The sequence below is a fragment of the Haloplanus ruber genome (genome assembly GCF_024494725.1).
Lineage (GTDB): Archaea > Halobacteriota > Halobacteria > Halobacteriales > Haloferacaceae > Haloplanus > Haloplanus ruber.
In genome coordinates this window covers 143843-165011 of the sequence record NZ_JANHDK010000002.1, presented here as the reverse complement: position 1 = coordinate 165011, position 21169 = coordinate 143843, and the positions used below count along the sequence as shown (strand labels likewise).

Sequence of the window (21169 nt, the reverse complement as noted above, 5' to 3'; positions counted from 1 at the left end):
AGTCTTCGCACCGATGGCTCAGAGCGACACGTCCGTCTCGATGTCCTCGGTCGCCTCGCGCAGGCCGTCCTCCCGGGAGTCACTCGCCAGACGCCCCGAGAGGTCCGCGTCCGTCAGGAGGTCCGCGAAGGCGTCCCGGAATCGCTCGTTCGCGTGGGTTGCGGCGCGATCCGCCGCCACGACCCGCCGGACGCGCGTGACCGCCGCGAGGTCACAGTCGAGAGCCGCGGCGACCGCCTCGTCGTCTGCTCCGTCGACGATCCGTTCGCGGATCGCCGCGAAGTCGGGGTGGTCCCGGTCGTCCGCCCGGACGAGGTGACAGTCGAGTCGCGCTCGAACGACTGTCTCGGCGTCGATCCCCAGCCGATCCGCGAGGGTCGCGTCGGTCGCCCCGTCGTGGAAGCCGTCGATCAGTCGGAGGTACGCCGCGGTCCCGAGGTCAGTCTCGAACTCCTCCCGTTCGCGCATCGTTTCGAGTAGTTCCTCTAGGCGCGCGGTTACCCGTTCGGGGTCGACCGCGTCGACGAGCGAACCGCGGGCTTCCGACTGGCGCTCCGTGACCGTCTCCGTCCCCGTCGCGTCGAGGAAGACGTCCCGTAGCTCCGCGGTTTTGTCGTCCATACGAAATGACCGTTCCTCGTGGGCAAAAAACGCACGGCGCGTGTTATGTATGTGAACAGTTGTCTCGGCTATGAGTGGTACTCCTATTATAAAGGTAGTTGCGATCCCCGGCGCGACGATCCGTCGATGTCAGACGATACCCGACGCGACGACGCGACTCGCGGGAGCCATTCGACCAACCGTCGCTCCGTGCTACTCGGTGGCGGGGCGGTACTCGGACTCGGGACGGTCGGTTCGTCCGTCGTGCGTGGGCTTCTCGGCGGGGACGACTCGACTGCCGCGCACGATCCGTCGCGGATCAGCGACCCACAGATCGAGTTTTTCGACGTCGACGAGTCGTACCTCTCGCTCGGGGATGTCACGTTCCGCGGCGGCAATACACTTGACCTCGTCGTCGGCCTCGGGAGCGGGGCGTACGCCCGCGACGACGAACCGGACGACCGCTTCTATACGATTGCCGACCGCGGCCCGAATATCAACTGTAGCGACGCCCCGGCCGTCGCCGACCGAAGCGTCGAGTCGATCTGTGGCGACGACACGGGTGGCAAGATATTCACCAATCCGGGCTACACGCCGTCGATCTACACCGTTCGCCTCGACAGCATGGCCCCCTCCCAGACGGCAGCCGTCACCGAGACCATCCCGCTCAAGGACAGTGACGGACACGATATCACCGCGATCAGCAACCCGCTGGAGTCGACCAACACCGAGGGGGCACACTCGATCAACGGCAACCGGATCCCGTACGACCCCAACGGCATGGACATCGAGGCTATCGTCCGCCTGCAGGACGGAAGCTTCTGGATCGCCGAGGAGTACGCCCCGAGCATCGCCCACGTCGCGTCGGATGGGCGTGTCCTCGACCGACACGTCCCCGAGGGCGTCGACGAGGACCTCTCGGCGGCGACCTATCCCGTCACCCCCAGTCTGCCGGCCGTCTGGCGGCGGCGCAAGCTGAACCGCGGGATCGAGTCGCTCGGCGTGCTTCCCGACGAGGGATCACTCGTGTTCGCCATCCAGTCACCGCTCGCGAACCCCGACGTCGCCACCTCCGAGGCTTCGCGGAACATCCGGATCGCTCAGTTCGACGTCGACCAGAACGCGGTCACCGACCAGTACCTCTACCGACTCGACCGACCGCAAACCTTCGCCCGCGACAGCCGAAACGGTGACCCGACACAGAGCGACGTCAAGATCAGCGAACTCCGCGTCCTCGACGAAAGCCACCTCCTCGTGCTCGAACGGGTCAGTCGGACGACGAAACTCTACGTCGTCTCGATGGACGAGACCGACCCGATTCCGGCGGAGTACGACGCCTTGGACCGTGAACCCACGCTGGCGAGTCAGTCCGGCGACGAGTTGTCCGTCGACCACTTCGAGAAGACGCTCGTCTTCTCGACCGACGATCACGACGGGTTCGCCTCGAAACTGGAGGGGGTCGCGATGCCCAACCCGGAGACGCTGATCCTGATCAACGACAACGACTTCGGCTACTCCGGTGCCGAAACACAGATTGCCCGCCTCACACTCTCCGAACCCATCGTCTGACCCGCGTCCCGGTTCGGTGGCGTCGGTTCCCGGCGTTCCGAGCCGTCCCGACACCGCGTCAACCACTACGTACTAAGTGGTTTACGAGCGTCGGGCCGGTATGACGACCGCAACGGACTCAGTCGAATTGGTCGGCGAGGAGGCCACCGGCAACGTGGCTCGTGCCGTGTTGTTCGCGGCCGCGACGAGCGCGACAGCCCCGGTCGACATGGTCCACCCGCTCGCCCCGAACGTCCCCATCACGCTCCAGACGCTGTGGGTGTATCTCGCGGGCGTCGTCCTCGGCCCCCTGTGGGCGGGGGTGGCGTTCACCCTCTACTTGCTCGCCGGACTCGTTGGACTGCCCGTCTTCGCCGGCGGCAACGCCGGTCTCGGGGTCGTCCTCGGCCCGACCGGCGGCTTCCTGATCGGCTTTCCGCTCGCGGCGATGACAGTCGGGGCCGTCGCCCACGGTCTCGACGGCCTCACCGCGCCCGATGCCATCCCCGTGCCCCGACTCGTCCTCGCGCTGGTCGCGGGGACCGCTGTCGTCTACGCCGCCGGCGCCGTCGGCTACGCCTTGGTGCAGGCTATCGGTCTCGTCGCCGCCGTGTCGGCCGTCGTCGTCCCCTTCCTTCCCGTGGCCGGACTGAAGATCGCCGCGACGGTTGCCATCGCCCGCAGCGATGCTATCGTCGCCCGATGACGATCACGGTCGAGGGGTACACCTACCGCTACGGCGAGACCCTCGCCGTCGACGATGTCTCCGTGACCGTCGAGGACGGCGAGTTTCTCGTCCTCGCGGGGGCCAACGGCTCCGGCAAGACCACCCTCGTCCGCGGGTTCAACGGCCTGCTCACCCCCGACCGTGGGACCGTCTCGGTCAACGGCCGTCCCGTCGAGGACGACCCCGTCGCCGCCCGGTCCAGCGTCGGCATGGTGTTCCAGGACCCCCGCGACGGCTTCGTCGCCGCCACCGTCGGCGCCGACGTGGCCTTCGGCCCCGAGAATCTGGGCCTCTCGCGTGCAGCGATCGACCGCCGCGTGGCCGACGCTCTCGACGCCGTCCGCATGGCCGGCCGCGGTGAGGAGCGCATCGACGAACTCTCCGGCGGCGAACGGGAGCGTGTCGCCATCGCCGGCGCGCTGGCGATGGACCCCGACCACCTCGTCCTCGACGAACCGTTCACCGGTCTCGACTGGGCTGCCCGACGATCCGTTCTGGCGCGCCTGCGGGGACTCCGCGAAGAGGGGGTCGGCGTCGTCGTCGTCACCCACGACCTGCGGGACGTGGCGGCGCTTGCCGACCGAATCGTCGTCCTCGCGGACGGGGTGGTCGCCGTCGACGACCCCGACCCCGACCCCGCGGCGCTCGCCGAACGCGGTGTCCGGCCTCCATGAACCTCCGGTACGTCGCGGGCGACACCTACGTCCACCGCCTGGACCCGCGGAGCAAACTGTTCGTCCAGGCGGCCGTCGCCGTCGCGGCGTTCGCCCACACGACGCCCGCGGGACTGGCCGCGCTCACGGCGTTCGTCGGCGGCGTCTGCCGACTGGCCGCGACGCCGGTCACCGCCAGCCTCCGCTCTTACCGTGCGTTCCTGCCCTTTCTCGTCGCCGGCCCACTGGTCGAGGGAGCGACCGTCGGCGCCCCGTGGTTCGTCGTCGCCGACGCCGTCACCCCCGCACTGGCGAGCTATCGGGTTCTCCTCCTCCTTCTCGTCTCGACGGCCTACATCCGCACCACCCGCGTTCGCGAGTCGCGGGTCGCCATCCAGTGGCTGTTGCCCGGGCGGATCGGGGTCGTCCTCGGTGCGGGCGTCGGGTTCGTGCTCCGCTTTCTTCCCGTCCTTCGCGATGATCTCGCGACCGTCCGGGCGGCGATGCACGCCCGCCTCGGCGCCGAACGCACCCTCCGCGAGCGGATCAGGCTGATCGGCGTCACCGGTCTCCGGCGGGTGTTTCGCCGCGCCGACCGGTTCGCGCTTGCCCTGCAGGCCCGCTGTTTCGCGTGGAATCCCACGCTCCCCGTACTCTCGCCGACGTGGCGGGACGGTCCCGCCCTGCTGGTGGCCGTGGCGTTACTGGCGTGGGCCGCCGTGTGACCGACGACCGGTTACCCCCCGACATTTGCCTTCGGCGCCCGAATCGCCCATATGCGCGTCAACGAGGCCGACCTCGACTGGGAGACGGTCGACCACGGCGAGACGGGGTTCCGGCGGAAGCGACTCGCCGCCGCTGCCGACGGTGACCGCCTCGGCTGTTCGCTCTACGAACTCCCGCCAGGCGAGAAATCGTGGCCCTTCCACTTTCATACCGGCAACGAGGAGGCCGTGTACGTCCTCGCGGGGACGGGACAACTCCGAACCGCCGACGGGGTCGAACCGCTGTGTGCTGGCGACTACGTCGCCTTCCCGACTGGCCCCGACGGCGGCCACCGCGTCGTCAACGACGGCGACGGCCCGCTACGGTATCTCGCCGTCTCGACGATGGACGATCCGGACGTGACGGTCTACCCCGACTCGGGAAAGATCGGCGTCTACGCGGGGTCGCCGCCCGGCAGCGACGACTCGCGGACGGTCGCGGGCTACTACCGCCGCGACGACGACGTGGACTATTGGCTCGACGAGGGCTGACCGTCGCGGCACGGCCGCTCCCTCCCGTCACTCGAACGCCGACAGCCCCGTCAGATCCTCGCCGAGAATCAGCGAGTGGATGTCGTGGGTGCCCTCGTAGGTGTACACCGTCTCCATGTTCGCCAGGTGGCGCATCGGCGGATAGTCGGCGGTGATGCCGTTGCCGCCGAGCATCTCGCGGGCGCGTCGGGACTCCTCGCGAGCCATCCGAACGTTGTTTCGCTTGGCCATCGACACCTGCTGGGGCCGGAGGTCACCCCGCGCTTTCAGGTCCGCGAGGCGGTGGGCCAGTAGCTGTGCGGTCGTGATCCGGGTCGCCATCTCCGCGAGTTTCTCCTGTTGAAGCTGGAACGAGCCGATCGGGCGACCGAACTGCTCGCGCTCGGTGGCGTACTCTCGGGCCGTCTCGAAGCAGTTTCGCGCGGCGCCGACGGCGCCCCACGCGATACCGTAGCGGGCCTGCGTGAGACAGGAGAGCGGCCCCTTCATCCCCTCGACGTCGAGGACGTCCTCCTCGGGTACCCACGCGTTCGAGAGCCCGATCTCCCCGGTGATCGACGCCCGTAAGGAGAGCTTCTCGTGGATCGCCTGCGTAGTCACACCATCGCGGTCCGTCTCGACGAGAAAGCCTCGAACCGGGCTGCCCTCGGCGGAGCGGTCCCGCGCCCAGACCACCGCCACGTCGGCGATGGGCGCGTTCGTGATCCACGTCTTCGACCCCGAGAGCCGGTAGCCGTCGCCGTCGCGTTCGGCGGTCGTCGCCATCGACGACGGGTTCGAGCCGTGTTCGGGTTCGGTCAGCCCGAAACAGCCGACCGCCTCGCCCCGTCCGAGGGCAGGCAGCCACCGCTCTTTCTGGTCGGGTGTCCCGAAGGCGTGGATAGGGTACATCACCAGCGCACCCTGGACGCTCGCCATCGACCGGACGCCGGAGTCCCCGGCTTCGAGTTCCTGCATCAGGAGTCCGTAGGCTCGCTCGCTCACGTTCGGCAGGCCGTAGCCGTCGAGGTTCGGCGCGTAAAAGCCCAACTCGCCCATCTCGGTCACGAGTTCTCTCGGAAACGTCCCGTCGAGGAAGTGTTCGCCGATGTCGGGGCGAACCTCCTCGTCGACGAACTCACGGGCGGTGTCCCGGATCAGCCGTTCTTCCTGATCCAGGTCGGCCTCTAGGGCGACGTAATCGAGCATGGAAGGTGTCGGTACCGTCGGGTAAAAAACGCTTCTCACGGCCTGCCGCCCGCCGATCAGATGAACTCCCGCACCTCGGAGTACCACATGTCGTGGTGGTCGACGGCGTCGACTCGCCTGGCCACCTCGACGGCCAGCGCGTGCCAACACCGCTGACTCGGATCCGCGGTATCGAGGTTGTACTCCGCGTCCTTGCAGGTACAGCCGCCGTCCTCGACGACGTACTCGTCGTCGTGACCGACGACGACGGTAAAGTCGCGGTACTGCTTGACTCGTTCCTCGGAGACGGCTTCGATGGCCCGCTGTCCCCGGTCACCGTGGGCCGAGAGGATGGCGTCGACAATCGGCCCGGATAGCTCTCCGGCCGCCGAGAGCGCCGCACGCCAGTCCGTCTCCTCGCTCACGGCCCGAAACCTCGGGCCTCGGCGTCTAAAGGGGTTCGGTCGATCCGACACACGGCGGACGGACGGCAGACGCTCCGCCCACCGAACCGCGGCGCTTTTCGCCACGGGCCTGCCCAGTCCAGCTATGCGCGTCACCGAGGGTGGAGTCGAGTTTCAGGTGCCCGACGCCCGCGACGGCGCGAGCGAGGGCCGCGGCGACGGCGTCTTCTACAACCCCACACAGGAACTGAACCGCGACGTGACCGTGGCTGTCCTCCGGGCCTACCGGGACCGCGAGCCTCGAGCCGACTCGTATCTCGACGCCACGACTGCGAGCGGCGTCCGGGCGCTCCGGGCCGCCAACGAGGGGTGGGACGTGACCGCCGCCGACACCGATCCCGACGCTGTCGCCCTCGCCCGCGAGAACGCCGCCGCCGCCGGCCTTGCGGCCGACGTAACGGTGACCGAACGGAACGCCAACGCCCTCATGCACGAGTCGGTATTCGACGTGGTCGACCTCGACCCCTTCGGCACGCCGATTCCCTTTGCCGACGCCGCGTTCGTCGGCGCCCGTGATCTCGTCTGTGTCACCGCCACCGACACCGCACCCCTCTGTGGCGCCCACTTCGAGAGCGGCGTCCGCTCGTACGGCGCGATCCCCCGCAACACCGAGTATCACCCCGAGATGGGGCTTCGTGTCCTGCTCTCGGCGATGGTGCGGACGGCCGCTCGCTACGACATCGCCGCCCGCCCGGTCTGCTCGCACGTCTCCCGGCATTACGCCCGCACCTACCTCGAACTCGACGGGCGGGCGACCCGCGCCGACGAGTGTATCGACGAACTCGGCTACGTCCACCACTGCGAGGACTGCCTCGCCCGCGACGCCGAGTGGGGGTTGATCACCCACCCGCCAGCGGAGTGCCCGGCCTGTGGGAGCAATCGCGTCGTCACCGCCGGTCCCCTGTGGCTCGGGGCGATCCGCGACCGCGAGTTCGTCGCTGCCGTCCGCGACGCCGTCGACGACGACATGGGCGAGGCCGACCGCGCCCGCCGACTGCTGGAGACGGTCGAGACCGAACTCGACGAACCGACCCACTACGATCAACACCGCCTCTGCAAGCAGTGGGGCCGCTCGGCGAACGCGATGGACGAGTTCCTGGGCGACCTCCGGGCGGCCGGTCACGACGCCTCCCGCGCCCACTACGGCGGGACGACGTTCAAGACCGACGCCGACGTCGAGGCGATTCGGGTCGCAACCGCCGACTGACGGCCCCGCCCCGATACGGCGGCCGCCGCGTCCGGCTACTCCCGTGACTCTTCCGTCTCGCCGGCCGGGTTGTCTCTCCGTGAGTCTCCGGCCCGTCAGGTGCCGGTCGGTGGCGGTGCCGACCGGTTCCCGGTTCCCGGTTCCTCGGCACGGTGGCGTCTCGCCCGACCCACGGAGCGGCGTGATTTCCTCGCTACCCGCCCAAATCTCCATATACGCCGGACTCCATGTGATACGTATGCACACCGTCACACGCATCGTCGCCGCACTCCTCGTGACCCTTGCGCTGGTCGCCGCCCCGGCGCCCGTCGCCGCCCAGTCGAGCGATCAGCCGACGTGGGCGGACGACCTCTTTACCGACCTCGAGGAGATGCAGCCGCGGTTCAACGCGAACGTCACGGAGGCCGACATGAACTTTGCCGAGCGCCAGGTGTTCAACCAACTCGCCGGCAACGTCGTCAACGTCCACTTCGTCGGGACGGACGTGGTCTTCTCGTTCCGGATGCGCCCCAATGGTCGGATCACCGACCTCCGACAGTCGGCACGCGACGGCGCCGACCTGCGGATGTCGATGACCCGTGGGACGGCCGAGGATCTGGTCGCCCGACAGAACCCGGTCCCGCCGTTCGTCGACGCCGTTCGGAACGGCCGAACCGTCCAACGGGACGGCGAACAGACCGTTCGCGGCGTCGTGATCAACGGTGCGGACGGCAAACCCGTGAAACAGGTGACGTGGACGATCATCAACACGGTGAAAGGGCTGCTGTGACCGCCCGAAACGACGGCGTTCCAGCAGAGGTTTGTGGCTCGCTCTCCTCGTGACCCGGTAATGAGCGTACAGGCCGAGTTCGACGCGTGGGCGGCGGCAGGCAAGGACAGAGGGATGGAGGAGCGCCACTGGCACACGGCAAAGGAGGCGCTCGCCCGGATGCCCGTTGAGGCCGGCGAGACGGTCCTCGACCTCGGCACCGGCTCCGGCTACGCCCTCCGAGCGCTCCGCGAGACGCGCGATATCGGCGCGAGCGTCGGTCTCGATGCCTCGACGGCGATGGTCTCGAACGCTCGCTCGTACACCGACGAGGCGCTGCTTGAGTATCTCGCCGGCGACTTCCAGCACCTCCCTTTTCAGGACGACGCCATCGACCATATCTGGTCCATGGAGGCGTTCTACTACGCCACCGATCCGGCAACGGTACTTGAGGAGATCCGGCGGGTCCTTCGCCCCGGCGGCACCTTCTTCTGTGCCGTGAACTTCTTCGCGGAGAGCGAACACACCCACCAGTGGCAAGAGCAGGTCGACGTCGAGATGCAACTCTGGGACCGTGAGCGGTACCGCGAGGCGTTCCGCGCGGCCGGCCTCCACGTGGCCGAACAGAACACCATCCCGGACCGTGAGATCGAGATCCCGCCGGCGGAGGCGTTCCCGACCGAGGACTGGGACCGGCGCGAGGACATGGTCGACCGCTACCGGGAGTGGGGGACGCTCTTGACGGTCGGCGTGGCGCCCTGACCATGCCCTCCGGCGACGCGTTCGACCGCCTCGGCGCTACACGGCGCCGTCTGGCTCTGGGGACGGCCGTCGCGGCAGTTGCGACGACCGGCAGCCTCTGGTTCAGTCTCGGTCTCGGGCTGACGCCCTGCACGCTGTGCTGGTACCAGCGCATCCTCATGTACCCGCTCGTGGTCGTCCTCGGAGTCGCGGCCCTCGACCGGCGACCGGACGTCTATCGGACCGCCCTGCCGCTTGCGCTTCCCGGCCTCGGCATCGCGGCGTATCACTCCGTCCTCCAGGCGACGACGACACAGTGTACCCTCGGCGGCCCGTGTGCGGCCGTCCAGTGGCGGGCGCCGGTCTTCGGTCTCTCCATCCCGAACCTCTCGCTGGTCGCGTTCACCCTAGTCACGGTCTTGCTCGCCGCGACGTGGGTGAGCGAGCGCTGACGGCGTCCGGCGGCGCCCACGGTCTTTTGCCGTCGCCGGCCGAATCGCTCGCCGTGTCCGTTCGACTCGCCCGGCCGCTCACCGTCGTGCGCGCCGTCGCCGACGACGTTCGCGACCGCGATGTCTCCACGTTGGCCGCCAGTATCGCCTACTACGCCTTCATCTCCGTGCTCCCCTTGCTCGTCCTCGCGACGGTCGTCGCGACGACCGTCGGCGGTCCGTCGCTTCGGACGACCGTCGTCGACCTCGCCGGCCGGTATCTCCTTCCCGTCGGCCGGGGGGTCGTCGACGATGCGCTGACGAACACGACCGGCCAGGGCGGGATCACCCTCGTCGGACTCGGACTCCTACTCTGGAGTGCGCTCAAGCTGTTTCGTGGCGTCGATACCGCCTTCGCCCGGATCTACGGCACCACCCCGCGTCGCTTCCTCGGGAGCGTTCGCGCGGGCGTGACAATTCTCCTCGCCGCCGGCGTCGGCGCCTTTGGCGGCGTCGCCCTCGTCGGTGCCGTCGCCGTCCTCCGCCTGCCCGCCGCGTCCATCGTCGCGCCGTTGCTTTTCTTTTCGGCGCTCTTCGCCGCCCTCTTTCCGGTGTACTACGTGACGCCCGCGGTCGACCTCTCGCCCCGCGAGGCGCTTCCCGGTGCCCTTCTCGGCGCGCTCGGCTGGACGCTTCTCGGGACCGCCTTCGCCCTCTATGCCGCCGTCGCGACGACGAACGGGCGGTTCGCACTCTACGGCGTCCTCGGTGCCGTCCTCCTCCTCGTGACGTGGTTCTACCTCGCGGGACTGGTCTTGCTCGTCGGCGCGACGCTCAACGCCGTCCTCGGCGGCCGCGCGACCGCCCCGAACCGGCAGGTACAACATCCGCGGGACCGAGACGACTTGACGACGGCCATGACCGGAGACGACACGCGACGCGACGCGGAGCCCTCCCCGGCACCGGATATCGAGGACCTCAACGAGCGGGTCGAGGCGCTCCGTGCCGACCTAGACGACTTCGAGGCCGACGTCGAAGACCGGACGGTCGACAAACCGGCCCTAGAGGAAGACCTGAAGGCGTACGTCCGCCGCCGGATGCGCCGCGGCCACGCCCGTGGCTGGGGCCCCTACCTCGTTCTCCTCTACGGCACGGCCATGACCCTCGGCGCCTTCTATTTCTTCAGCAGCGACCTGCTCGCCATCGTCGCGATGATCGTCATCTTCCTCTCGACGCTCGGACTCTACGCGCTGTTCGTTCTCGTGGGTGCGGGGCTTTCCCTGTTGGAGAAACCCGCACAGGCGCTCGACGCCGTGCGCCGGTTCCGGCGCTGACGGTGCCGAGAGATATATATTCCTCCCCAACAGTCCCAAGATATGTCACTCGTCGCCGGTGTCGCCAGCCGGGGCGTCGGCGAGGCGGGGGTCGTCGGAACGCTGCCCGACGCCGTCGTCACGATTGCGGAACTCGTGACCCGCCTCGGCGACCCGCTGATCCTGTTTGTCCTCGTCGTCGCGGCCTACCTGCTGGCGACCCGATTCGACGTGGCCGCCCCTCGGATGGCCGCCGCGCTCGCGCTCGCGCTCGGCGCGTTCACCCTGACGCTCGCGCTCAAACACGCCTTCGCCCTCCCCCGTCCGCCCGGTGCGGGCGCCGACGGCTACGGGTTCCCTAGCGGCCACGCAATCGGCTCGACCGTCGTCTATGGCGCCCTGGTGGCGCTGCTCCCGGATCGAAAGCGCTCGGCACCCCTCGTTGCAGCCGTCGGGACGCTGGTTGCCCTGATTGCCCTCTCGCGGGTCGTCATCGGGGTTCACTACCTCGTCGACGTCGTCGTCGGCGTCGCCGTCGGCCTCGCCTTTCTCGCCGCGACGCTCCGTCTCGGCCCCGGCGTCGCCCCCGAGCGTGTGACAGTCGCCGACGCCCGCCGGGTTTTCGTCGTCGCCCTCGTCGTCGGTCTCGCCGGCATTACCGTGGCCGTCGTCAGGGATACCGTGGTCGCCGTCGCGGCCGCCGGAGGTGGCCTGGCCGGCTGGCATCTCGCCGCCGACCGGGTCGTTGCCACCCCCGACACGACGCGCCGACTCGTCGCCGCCTTGGCCGTCCTGCCTGCCGTCGCGCTCCTCGTCCCCGCCGTTCTCGATGGGGGCGTCTCGCTCCCGGTCACCGCCGGCCTCGCAGGCGGCGTCGTGGCACTCCTGGTCGCGCTTCCGGGATTGGCGGCGGGCTGACGCCGCTCGCCCCCCGAGTCGACGGACGGCGAGATGATCGCACAGCCGCGAAAGCACCCATTAACGGGGCTTCAACGCGTCAAATACTATTCACTTCCCGGTCGCGTGTCCGTCTGATATGCTCCGAGCGTCTCCCGGGGCCGTCCCGAGTGATACACCCGACGACACACCAGCCACCGTATCCGTTGTCACCCGCGGCGCGAAGGCCAAGGCCGGTGAGCGACGATGAGCGGGGGAATTTCGTTACAGGATTTCATCGACGCGAGCGAACTCGACCTCGAGCCACCGGCGGACCTGCGCGAAGAGATCAACACGACGCTCGCCGACCTCAACCAAGACTTGTACGGCGGTGGCGGCGGCGGGGACGCCTCGCTGTCGGTGAGCATCGGCGCGCCGTCGTCGCCGGCGACCGGGGAGACGGTGACGTTCACGGCGAGCGCGTCGAATCCGGACGGCTCCGTGACGTACGACTGGCAGGTCGACGGCACCGCGGCCGGGAGCGGGCCGAGTCTCGAGACGACGTTCTCGTCGAGCGGCGACCACACGGTGACGGTGACGGCGACCGATGGAGCGGGCGCCACCGCCACCGCGACGGTGACGGTATCCGTCTCGGCACCAGCGACCGATCCCGCGGATCGCTTCAGCGTCGACACGTTCGACGTCGGAACACCGCAGGGGGCGAACAGTTTCGAGGACGCGCTCGTTGCCGTGATCAGCGACGCCGACGGCGACGACGACATCACGAAAGTGACCGTCACAGCGAGGGAACTGGACTCGAGCGCGACGTTCTCGGGGACGACGGAGATGTCCGGCGGTCAGGCGACCGTTGAGGCGGCGACGGTGGACGAGGACGGTGACTTCGACGTGCCCGACGAACCGTACGTCGCCACAGTGGAGGCAACCGACGCGGACGGAGGTCCGGTCGAACTCGAGACGCAGGTCGCGGGTGCAACCGCTATCGACACTGCGGGAGAACTGGGGAGCATCAGTAACCCGACGAACTCGACTTACCCGCTCGACGGGACGTACGTCCTCCTCGAGGACCTCGACGCGAGCTCGATCGGTGGGCCTCCGAGGGGGGGCGGGAGCGGGGGTACCACCACTGGCGGCCTCACTCCGATCGGGACGGACGCAGAACCCTTCGACGGCGAGTTCTACGGCAACGGCAAGACCATCGACGGTCTGTTCGTCGGGCGGTCGGAGACGGAGGGTGTCGGCCTCTTCGGATACTCCGACGGCGAGATCCGGAACTTCACGCTCTCGAACGCGGAGGTGACGGGGAAAGATAAGGTCGGTGCGGTGGTCGGCGAGAACGGTGGGGACGTGAGGAACGTCTCGGTGAGTGGATCGGTGACCGCCGTGGCGTCCGAGAGTGGGAACGGCAACCTCGCGGAACGCGGCGTCGCCGGTGGTATCGTCGGCGAGAACGACGGCGTCGTCAGCGGCTGTGACGCCGACGTGACGGTCGAGGGCTTCCGGCCAGTCGGTGGTCTCGTCGGTACCAACTCGGCCGGTGAAGTTGGCGGATCGACGGCAACCGGCGACGTGACTGGGGTGAACGAAGTCGGCGGCGCCGTCGGCGCGAACGAATCCTCGGCGTACTCGGTCGGCGAGATACGTGGCTGTCTGGCTACCGGCGAGGTTCGGGGCGAGACGAACCCCGACACCTCCGGCGACGACAAACGGAACATCGGCGGCCTCGTCGGCGTGAACGTCTCCGGTACCGTTTCGAAATCCGCCGCGGCGGGCGCGGTGTTCGGGAATAAGAACATCGGCGGCCTCGTCGGATACAACGAGTTGGATCGAGCCGTCGACGAACCATCGCGCGTCGAGTACTGCTACGCGACGGGTGACGTAACCGGCGAGTCGAACGCGGCTCAGGACCCGCCGGATCAGATCGGTGGACTGGTCGGCCTCGCCGACGGCGAGGTGGTCAACTCGTACGCCGCTGGAACCGTGACTCCCACCACCTCCAGCGACACACACGGTCTCGCGGACGGGGCGAACGTGAGCGGGTCGTACTGGGACAGGAGAGCGACTGGACAGACCGCCTCAGAGGACGGCGCGACGGGGCTCACCACCGCCCAGATGCAGGGAAGCAACGCCCCGGCCAACATGGGCGCGTTCTCGTTCGGCGGCCGGTGGGAGACGGCGACCAACCCCGCCGACTACCCGGTCTTGGCGGCCATCGACAGGCAGGCACAACTCGACGCTCGATGACGACGCGTCGCTGACGTTCGTCGCGCGCCGAAAAAATCCGCAGACGAGTGCCGTTAGAACTTCTCGAGGTAGCGGTCGATCTCCCAGTCGGAGACTTCGACGATGTACTCGCCGAACTCCTGGGACTTGGCCTCGACGAACTTCTCGGCGACGTGGTCACCGAGAGCATCCTGGATGACTTCGTCCGCTTCGAGGGCCTCGACGGCCTCGCCGAGGTTCGAGGGCAGGGTCGTGATTCCGTAGTCCTCGCGTTTGGCCTCGTCGAACTCGTAGATGTTCTCCCGAACCGGATCGGGGCAGTCGAGGTCGCGTTCGATCCCGTCGAGACCGGCGTGGATCATGGCCGCGAAGGCGAGGTAGGGGTTACACGACGGGTCCGGCGAGCGGAGTTCGATCCGCGAGGCGGCGGGCACGCGTGCCGCGGGCTTGCGGATGAGCGCCGAGCGGTTGCGGTCCGACCAGGCGACGTAGACGGGCGCCTCGTAGCCCGGCACCAGGCGCTTGTAGGAGTTCACCGTCGGGTCGGCGACGGCCGTGATGGCGGGCGCGTGTTCGAGGATGCCCGCGAGGTAGCTTTTGGCCGTGTCGCTCAGGTTGAACTCGTCGTCGCTGTCGTGGAAGGCATTCTCGCCGTCCTCGGTGAACAGCGACATGTGCGTGTGCATGCCCGACCCGTTGATCCGCGCGATGGGCTTGGGCATGAACGTCGCGTGCAGGTCGTGTTCGGCCGCGATGGCGCGGACGACCGCCCGGAAGGTGGCGACGTTGTCGGCCGTCGACAGGGCGTCGTCGTACGTGAAGTTGATCTCGTGTTGGCCCTGGGCCACCTCGTGGTGCGAGGCTTCGATGTCGAAGCCCATGCTTTCCAGGCCGTAGATGATGTCGCGGCGCACGTCGCCTGCGAGGTCCTTCGGCGCAAGGTCGAAGTAGCCACCCGCGTCGTTGGTGACCGTCGTCGCGCGCCCGTCTTCGTCCTCCTCGAACAGGAAGAATTCGGGCTCGGGGGCCATGTTCACGCTGTAGCCCATGTCGTTCGCGCGCTCGATGGCGCTTTTGAGGACGCCACGTGGGTCACCCGAGAACGGCTCGCCGGTCGACGTGTCGATCACGTCACAGATGAGGCGGGCTGTCGCGCCCTCCTCGTCGTCGCGCCACGGGAGCACGGCGAACGTCGACGGATCGGGGTCGAGCCGCATGTCGGACTCTTGGATGCGGACGAAGCCGTCGATTGAGGAGCCGTCGAAGTAGATGCCCTCCGTAAACGCCTTCTCCGCCTGGCTCGCCGGTACCGAGACGTTTTTGACCGTTCCGAGAATGTCGGTAAACTGGAGCCGGAGGAAGTCGACGTTCTCCTCGTCAATCTCGTCGATGACGTCCTGTTCTTCCGCCGTCAGACCGCCGTCAGTCGCCGCAGTTTCGTCCGTCATGTTCTGGACAGGCATAATCTATACTCCCAGTATTAAGCCCTTTTTGTTGTCTGCAATTTCCCCTCGGTCTCGAACGGAATTGGATATTCGTAAACTTCTATACCCCCGGGGTCGTTCGTAACTGCCATGACGTACGAAAATCTCGACGCCAAGCTCATCAATGCGCTTCTGGGCGACGGCCGCGCTAGCCTGCGAAGCCTCGCCGAGGAACTCGACGTCTCCGTGACGACTGTCTCCAACCACCTCCGCGATCTAGAGGACGATGGCGTCATCGAGGGATACACCCCGCGCGTGAACTACGACGCCATCGGCTACGACGTGACGGCAATCCTCCAGTTGAAAGTCGAAGGGAGCGCGCTCCCCGACGTCACCGAGATTCTGCGCGAGCAAAAGCAGATGATCAGCGTCTACGAGGTCACCGGCGACTACGACGTCATCGCCATCGGCAAGTTCCCCGACACCGACGGGATGAACGAGCAGATCAAGACGCTGCTGACCGACGAGCACATCCGAGAGTCAAACACCAGCGTCGTCCTCAACGCCGCCGTCGAGAACAAGCAGTTCGAACTCGACATCGACCCGGACGAGTAAGGTCGCAACGGCCCGCCAACCCGGAGTCCTCCGACCTACGCGCTACTCGAAGCCGTCCTCGAAGACGAAGGTCCCGTCCCGCTGGACGACTTCTCCGTCGACTTCGATGGTGGAGTCCTCGGACATATCGACGATCATGTCGACGTGTTCGGCGCTCTCGTTGCGCTCGTTTTCCTCGCCGACCGTGTCGGCGTAGGCGTTGCCCACCGCCATGTGGACGGTATCTCCCATCTTCTCGTCGAACAGCATATTGTACGTGAACTGGTCGATAGAGCGGTTCATCCCGATTCCGAGTTCGCCGAGATACCGCGCCCCCGCGTCGGTGTTCAGAATCCCCGTCAGCACCTCCTCGTTGCGCTCGGCGCTGTGGTTCACGACCTTCCCGTCCTCGAAGCGGAGTCGTGCGCCCTCGATCTCCTTTCCTTTCCGGTAGAGGGGCATATCGAAGTGAACCTCGCCCTCGACGGACTCCTTGACCGGCGCGGTGAACACCTCGCCGCCCGGTAAGTTGTGCTCGCCGTAGTCGTTGATCGTGGGGTTGCCCGCGACGGACATGGTCACGTCCGTCCCTTCGCCGCTCCGGATCCGCACCTCCTCGGCGCCGTCGAGGATCTCGACCATCTGCGACTGGTGCTCGCGCTGTTCGTCCCAGTCCAGCGTGACGGCGTCCCAGACGAAGTTCTCGTAGCCCTCGGTGCTCATCCCCGCGAGTTGGGCGTGGCCGGAGGAGGGGTACTGCGTGAGACACCAGCGCGTCCCCAGTCGTTCGTCGAGGACGGGCCGCATCGCCCGGCGGTAGGCGGCGTTGGTCTCGGGGGTCACGTCACCCTGTTCGGAGACGTTCGGCCCACCGCGGGCGATGATGGCCGCGTCCGTCTCCTCGTAGAGTGCGAGTTGGTGGGCCGGCGTCTCGAAGCCCTCGTCGTCGCTCGCGCGAAGGTACGCCCGGTTCGCTCGCTCGGAGTTGTTCAGGTACACCGGGTTCGCCCCCCGGTCGCCGAGCACCTCGTGGAGCGCGACCGCCAGATCCTCGGCGACCGCTGGCATGCTGACGACCACGTCGTCGCCGGCCTCGATTCGCGTCGAGTGATCGACGATGATCTCTGCGTGCGTGCGAATGCGCGGGTCCATGCACGGCCGTTCCGTCGCGGGCGGCAAAGCCTTTCGGAGTCTGCCCGCGCCGCCGCGTCACGTCCGCCCACGCGAATCCCTTTGCTCCCGAGGCGCGAACCGAGCGACAGTGACCGACGACACGCGAGCGCTCGGCCGCCTGCTCGACGACGTCGCGTCCGCGAGCGCCGCCCCCGCTGGCGGCACCGCCGCCGCCGTCACCGGCGCCCTCGGGACCGCGTTGTGTGAGATGGTCTGCCTCCACACCGACGGGAACGAGGCGGGCACACTGGCCGACGTGCGCGCCGACCTTCGCATCACGCGCGATCACCTCACCGATCTCGCCGCGGCGGACGCGTCCGTCGTCGACGACCTGTTCGCGTCGGACGGCAACCCAAGCGAGGCGGGCCGCAAGCGGGCTGTCGGCGTCCCGCTCACGACGGCCGCGGCGTGTCTGACCGCCCTCGAACTGGTCGTCGAGGCCACGGAGCGAGGAACCCCTCCCACCGTTGCCGACGCCGCAACCGGCGTCTTGTTGATCGACGCGGCGCTCCGGGCGTCGCTTCGCACCGCCCGGCACAACCTGTCGTGGGTCGCGGACCCCGTGTTCGTCGCGGGAATCGAGGAACGGGCTGCGAGAATCGACGCCCAGGCCGACGACGCGCGCCACCGGGCACTGGAACACGCGGACCGCTAACTGGAAGCGTTTCCGCCCTCGACGGCTTCGACGAGCAGTTCCGCGACGTCGACGATTTCGATGTCGTCCTCGTAGCCCCCGGTCTTGCGGCCGTCCTCGTACATCGTCATGCACATCGGACAGGCGACGACGAACTTCTCGACGTCGCCGTCCGTGTCCTCCAGTGCCTCGCGCATCCGCTCCTCGCTCGGCTTGGTCTCCTCGTCGTGATCCATCCAGAGGCCGCCGCCACCACCCCCACAGCAGAAGGCGTCCGCGCGGTTCCGGGGCATCTCCGCGAGGGTCGCTCCCGTCGCCCGGATGAGTTCGCGCGGCGCCTCGTACTCGTCGTTGTACCGGCCGAGGTGACACGGATCGTGGTACGTGACGGTGTAGTCGAGTTCGTCCCCCGAGAGGTCGAGCGCACCGTCGGCGACCAACTCCTCGACCGCCTGCGTCCAGTGGAGCACCTCCACCGCCCCGTCCGCGTTCCACTCGCCGTCGTAGTCGAACCCCATCAGCGGATCGTCCGCGAACTCGGCGTACTCGATTTCGGGATATTCGTTCACGAAGGTGTTGTACGAGTGGGGGTCGGTACAGACGATGGCCTCGGGGTCGACCGCCTCGAACTGCTCGACGTGGTGACCGGCGAGGTCGACGTAGAGGAACTCCTCGCCCAGTCGGCGGACGTCGTTGCCGTCGTATTTCTCGTCCTCGAAGAGGATGCCGTACTCGACGTCGGCGCGTTCGAGGAGTCGTGCCAGCGACCGGGCCACCCGCTTGTTTCGCTCGTCGTAGCTCGGGTAGTCGCCCACGTACCAGAGATACTCCACGTCGGTCTCGCGGGCGTCCGCAACCTCGAACTCGAGGTCGTCGGTCCAGTCACCGCGTGCCTCGGGGCGCTCCCCGAAGGTGTTGCCCTTCCGCATGACGTTGTCGAACACGTCTTGCACGTTCGAACCGACGTCACCCTGATCGGTGAGCTGTCGGTTCATACGCGTGAACGAACTCAGGTGTTCGATCTCGACCGGGCAGGCGTCCATGCAGGCCATACACGCCATACAGGACTCCATCGTCCCGGCGTCGATGACGCTCGTCCCACCGTCGGCGACGATGTCGACCGCTTCGGTCTCGCCCGCGTCCAGTCGCTCGCGGTACGTCTTCAGATCGAGGATCACGTCCCGCGGATCGAGCGGCCGGCCCACGGATTCGGCCGGACAGGCCTCCGAACATCGGCCACAGTTGGTGCAGGCGTCCTGATCGAGCAACTCCTTCCAGGTGAAGTCCTCGACGGCTTCGGCGCCGGTGTCGGCGTCGAGGTCGGCCGGAATCCCGGGGAGGCGGGCGCCCGCGTCCTCGTCACGGGTCACGACGTTGGCGTACGACGAGAGCATGTGGAACGGCTTGCCGTACGGGATGGCGGCGACGAACGCCAGCGCAAGCAGCGAGTGGGCCCACCAGACCACGGGGTAGATTGCCTCCGCCGTCGCCGCACTCAGCCCTGCCACCGCCAGTACGTCCGCGACGAACCAGCCGACGAAGCTCACCGTCTCGAACGAGGGAAACCCGGTGCCGAGGATGCGAACCCCCTCGGTGAGGTAGCCGCCGACACCGAGCAGAAAGAGCGCCCAGACGAAGAGGTCGTCCTCCAGTCCCGTGTGTTTCCCTTGGAGCCGCCACTTCCGGGCGGCGTACCGTCGGTAGAGCGCGATTCCGAGGCCGACGACGAACAGGAGTCCCATCGCGTCCATCACCAGCGAGTACGACAGGTAGAAGTCGCCGACGAAGAAGGACGACTCCGCCCCGAGGGCGCCGGTAATGGGTCGGTAGACGTCGATGTCGATGGCCAGGATCGTCGTCCCGATCAAGAGTGTGAGAAATCCCCACATGATGAACGCGTGCATGACCCCGCCGACGACGTCGCGGTCGAGGAGCGTCCGGTTCGAGAGGACGGTCCGCGTCGCGTCGACGACGCGGTTTGGCAGGTCGTCGAGGCGGTCGATCCGTTCCTCTTGTCCGGTGGTGTAGCGCTCGACTCGCCGGTAGACGCCGTACGCGAACGTCAAAATGGCGACGGCCGAGAGCAGATAGAAGGCGATCTCCCCGACATGCCCGATGCCCCAGAACGTCGGTCTGGTCACGGTCCCTTGGACGGCCATGTAGTGACGTTCTCGAATCCCGGGATAAAGGTTGGCACGGCCGTGGCCGACGCCACTACTATGTCTCCGGTAGCCGTACCGCTCCACGATGGCTGCACTCGATGGGTTCGACCACCCCGCTTGGATCGCGGGCGTCGCCACGGCCGCCAGTTACGGTCTCGGGCTGTTTGCCCTGTTCGTCCTCCTTTTCGTTCTTCCCTTCCTGCTCTTTACCGTCGTGTGACTGCCTTGATTCAGCGGCCGGCGGGAGGATCGACCGGCGCACCCTGAAGGCGGCGACCGCCGGGCAAGCGACCGCGAGGGCTGTCTTCCCCGGGTACCGCCACGTCAGGCGCGTGTGATCTTGACGTGCCACTCCGTCGGGGACCGACGCGTCGTCTCGTACCCGAAGCCCCGCCGTTCCAACACGTCGTACAGCGGTGTCGGCTCGAACCCGCTCACCAGCAGGAGCGATTCGCCCTCGGCTAGTTCCACCAAGGCGGCCGTGATGTCGTCGAAGGGGTTTCCCTCGATTTCGCGGGCGTCCAGTCGCTCGCTGCCCCTGTCCGCCCGGTTCGAACTCATGCCGCCCCGTAGGGGACGGCCCGGACTATACGTTCTCCCGATGACGTTCGACCGTCCATTCTTCACCCGCCACGAACCGGTTCGGCAGGGGACTTTCCCACTGGCGCGACCAACGGTAGGGTATGGCCTCCGAGTCAGAGCACGGATCACCGCCGACCGCCGGGCGGCCGACCGCACGCCCACCTGTCAGCGTCGCGCCGGCGACCGGCCCACTCCGGACCCCGGCTCACGTCTCTCCGACCGGCGGCACGCACGACCCGCAAGTCGACGGACACCGACGATCTGTCACCCACACCTCATGACCACGATCCACGACCTCCAAGAACTGGACGGACAGCCCCACGCGAACGTGTTTCCCGACCGCGAGCCGAAGACGGTCAGACTCTCACTCGATGCGGACGAATCGGTCCCGGCCCACTCTCATCCCGGGCGCGACATCGTCCTCTATCTGGTCGAGGGACGGATCGAGTTGTGCCTCGACGACCAGAGCCACGAGATGACGGCGGGCGAGGTCGCCCGCTTCGAGGGCGAACGGGACATCGAACCCCGGGCCGTCGAGCCGAGCGTCGCGCTGATCGTCCTATCGCCCCGGGCGGACGCGTAGCCCCCGTACGACTTCGGGGCCGCCGACCCTACGCTTTTTACCGCG

At 67.8% G+C, this 21169-nt stretch carries 23 protein-coding genes; 16 read left to right on the top strand and 7 right to left on the bottom strand.

Annotation, left to right across the window (positions count from 1 at the left end; translation table 11 throughout):
- Positions 1–18 precede the first annotated feature (18 nt).
- On the bottom strand, positions 19–621 hold the full coding sequence (locus tag NO878_RS08970) for a conditioned medium-induced protein 4 (protein ID WP_256405653.1): 603 nt from the start codon (positions 619–621) through the stop codon (positions 19–21).
- A gap of 126 nt (positions 622–747) precedes the next feature.
- On the opposite strand from NO878_RS08970, the gene NO878_RS08965 reads away from it, so the two are divergent.
- The 5 genes from NO878_RS08965 (at position 748) to NO878_RS08945 (ending at position 4784) form a co-directional block, all read left to right on the top strand.
- Positions 748–2169 (top strand): esterase-like activity of phytase family protein, encoded by a 1422-nt coding sequence (locus tag NO878_RS08965; protein WP_256405652.1) that lies wholly within the window; start codon positions 748–750, stop codon positions 2167–2169.
- Positions 2170–2269: 100 nt separating this feature from the next.
- Positions 2270–2854: a biotin transporter BioY gene (locus NO878_RS08960; protein WP_256405651.1), complete on the top strand. Its 585-nt coding sequence runs from the start codon at positions 2270–2272 to the stop codon at positions 2852–2854.
- On the top strand, positions 2851–3549 hold the full coding sequence (locus NO878_RS08955; protein WP_256405650.1) for an energy-coupling factor ABC transporter ATP-binding protein: 699 nt from the start codon (positions 2851–2853) through the stop codon (positions 3547–3549). Before NO878_RS08960 ends, NO878_RS08955 begins: the two co-directional genes overlap by 4 nt.
- The gene (locus NO878_RS08950) at positions 3546–4253 is read left to right on the top strand and encodes an energy-coupling factor transporter transmembrane component T family protein (protein ID WP_256405649.1); all 708 of its coding nucleotides are present in this window, start codon (positions 3546–3548) and stop codon (positions 4251–4253) included. Before NO878_RS08955 ends, NO878_RS08950 begins: the two co-directional genes overlap by 4 nt.
- Positions 4254–4304: 51 nt before the next feature.
- Complete coding sequence (locus NO878_RS08945) at positions 4305–4784, top strand: cupin domain-containing protein (RefSeq protein ID WP_256405648.1); 480 nt, start codon at positions 4305–4307, stop codon at positions 4782–4784.
- A gap of 27 nt (positions 4785–4811) precedes the next feature.
- Here the strand turns inward: NO878_RS08945 and NO878_RS08940 are convergent, their stop codons facing one another.
- Together NO878_RS08940 and NO878_RS08935 are read right to left on the bottom strand one after the other, a co-directional pair.
- Positions 4812–5972, bottom strand: a complete 1161-nt coding sequence (locus NO878_RS08940; protein ID WP_256405647.1) for an acyl-CoA dehydrogenase family protein — start codon at positions 5970–5972, stop codon at positions 4812–4814.
- 56 nt (positions 5973–6028) lie between these two features.
- Positions 6029–6376: a hypothetical protein gene (locus tag NO878_RS08935; protein WP_256405646.1), complete on the bottom strand. Its 348-nt coding sequence runs from the start codon at positions 6374–6376 to the stop codon at positions 6029–6031.
- Between the two features lie 124 nt (positions 6377–6500).
- Between NO878_RS08935 and NO878_RS08930 the strand changes: the two genes are divergently transcribed.
- The 7 genes from NO878_RS08930 (at position 6501) to NO878_RS08900 (ending at position 13993) form a co-directional block, all read left to right on the top strand.
- A complete protein-coding gene (locus NO878_RS08930; protein WP_256405645.1) occupies positions 6501–7622 on the top strand; it encodes a tRNA (guanine(26)-N(2))-dimethyltransferase in 1122 nt (373 codons plus the stop codon).
- A gap of 238 nt (positions 7623–7860) precedes the next feature.
- Positions 7861–8391 (top strand): hypothetical protein, encoded by a 531-nt coding sequence (locus NO878_RS08925; RefSeq protein ID WP_256405644.1) that lies wholly within the window; start codon positions 7861–7863, stop codon positions 8389–8391.
- A gap of 60 nt (positions 8392–8451) precedes the next feature.
- Positions 8452–9132: a class I SAM-dependent methyltransferase gene (locus NO878_RS08920; RefSeq protein WP_256405643.1), complete on the top strand. Its 681-nt coding sequence runs from the start codon at positions 8452–8454 to the stop codon at positions 9130–9132.
- Between the two features lie 2 nt (positions 9133–9134).
- Positions 9135–9563 (top strand): disulfide bond formation protein B, encoded by a 429-nt coding sequence (locus NO878_RS08915; protein WP_256405642.1) that lies wholly within the window; start codon positions 9135–9137, stop codon positions 9561–9563.
- Between the two features lie 53 nt (positions 9564–9616).
- Positions 9617–10876 carry a YihY/virulence factor BrkB family protein gene (locus NO878_RS08910; protein WP_256405641.1) on the top strand — a complete coding sequence of 420 codons (1260 nt, stop codon included), beginning with the start codon at positions 9617–9619 and terminating at the stop codon, positions 10874–10876.
- A 42-nt stretch (positions 10877–10918) separates the two neighbouring features.
- On the top strand, positions 10919–11773 hold the full coding sequence (locus NO878_RS08905) for a phosphatase PAP2 family protein (RefSeq protein WP_256405640.1): 855 nt from the start codon (positions 10919–10921) through the stop codon (positions 11771–11773).
- 225 nt (positions 11774–11998) lie between these two features.
- Complete coding sequence (locus NO878_RS08900) at positions 11999–13993, top strand: PKD domain-containing protein (protein WP_256405639.1); 1995 nt, start codon at positions 11999–12001, stop codon at positions 13991–13993.
- Positions 13994–14046: 53 nt separating this feature from the next.
- Here NO878_RS08900 and glnA read toward each other — a convergent pair whose 3' ends face one another.
- The gene (gene glnA, locus NO878_RS08895; RefSeq protein ID WP_256405933.1) at positions 14047–15420 is read right to left on the bottom strand and encodes a type I glutamate--ammonia ligase; all 1374 of its coding nucleotides are present in this window, start codon (positions 15418–15420) and stop codon (positions 14047–14049) included.
- Between the two features lie 126 nt (positions 15421–15546).
- Between glnA and lrp the strand changes: the two genes are divergently transcribed.
- A complete protein-coding gene (gene lrp / locus NO878_RS08890; RefSeq protein WP_256405638.1) occupies positions 15547–16011 on the top strand; it encodes an HTH-type transcriptional regulator Lrp in 465 nt (154 codons plus the stop codon).
- 42 nt (positions 16012–16053) lie between these two features.
- Here the strand turns inward: lrp and NO878_RS08885 are convergent, their stop codons facing one another.
- The gene (locus NO878_RS08885) at positions 16054–17142 is read right to left on the bottom strand and encodes an aminopeptidase (RefSeq protein ID WP_256405637.1); all 1089 of its coding nucleotides are present in this window, start codon (positions 17140–17142) and stop codon (positions 16054–16056) included.
- A 109-nt stretch (positions 17143–17251) separates the two neighbouring features.
- On the opposite strand from NO878_RS08885, the gene NO878_RS08880 reads away from it, so the two are divergent.
- On the top strand, positions 17252–17818 hold the full coding sequence (locus NO878_RS08880; RefSeq protein WP_256405636.1) for a cyclodeaminase/cyclohydrolase family protein: 567 nt from the start codon (positions 17252–17254) through the stop codon (positions 17816–17818).
- Here the strand turns inward: NO878_RS08880 and NO878_RS08875 are convergent.
- A complete protein-coding gene (locus NO878_RS08875) occupies positions 17815–19956 on the bottom strand; it encodes a heterodisulfide reductase-related iron-sulfur binding cluster (protein WP_256405635.1) in 2142 nt (713 codons plus the stop codon). The two genes, NO878_RS08880 and NO878_RS08875, sit on opposite strands and share 4 nt — an antisense overlap.
- An 88-nt stretch (positions 19957–20044) precedes the next feature.
- Here NO878_RS08875 and NO878_RS08870 point away from each other — a divergent pair, with 88 nt between their 5' ends.
- Positions 20045–20179 carry a hypothetical protein gene (locus NO878_RS08870; RefSeq protein ID WP_256405634.1) on the top strand — a complete coding sequence of 45 codons (135 nt, stop codon included), beginning with the start codon at positions 20045–20047 and terminating at the stop codon, positions 20177–20179.
- 104 nt (positions 20180–20283) lie between these two features.
- Here NO878_RS08870 and NO878_RS08865 read toward each other — a convergent pair whose 3' ends face one another.
- The gene (locus NO878_RS08865) at positions 20284–20520 is read right to left on the bottom strand and encodes a DUF2249 domain-containing protein (protein WP_256405633.1); all 237 of its coding nucleotides are present in this window, start codon (positions 20518–20520) and stop codon (positions 20284–20286) included.
- Positions 20521–20560: 40 nt separating this feature from the next.
- Here NO878_RS08865 and NO878_RS08860 point away from each other — a divergent pair, with 40 nt between their 5' ends.
- Complete coding sequence (locus NO878_RS08860) at positions 20561–21124, top strand: cupin domain-containing protein (protein ID WP_256405632.1); 564 nt, start codon at positions 20561–20563, stop codon at positions 21122–21124.
- Positions 21125–21169 lie beyond the last annotated feature (45 nt).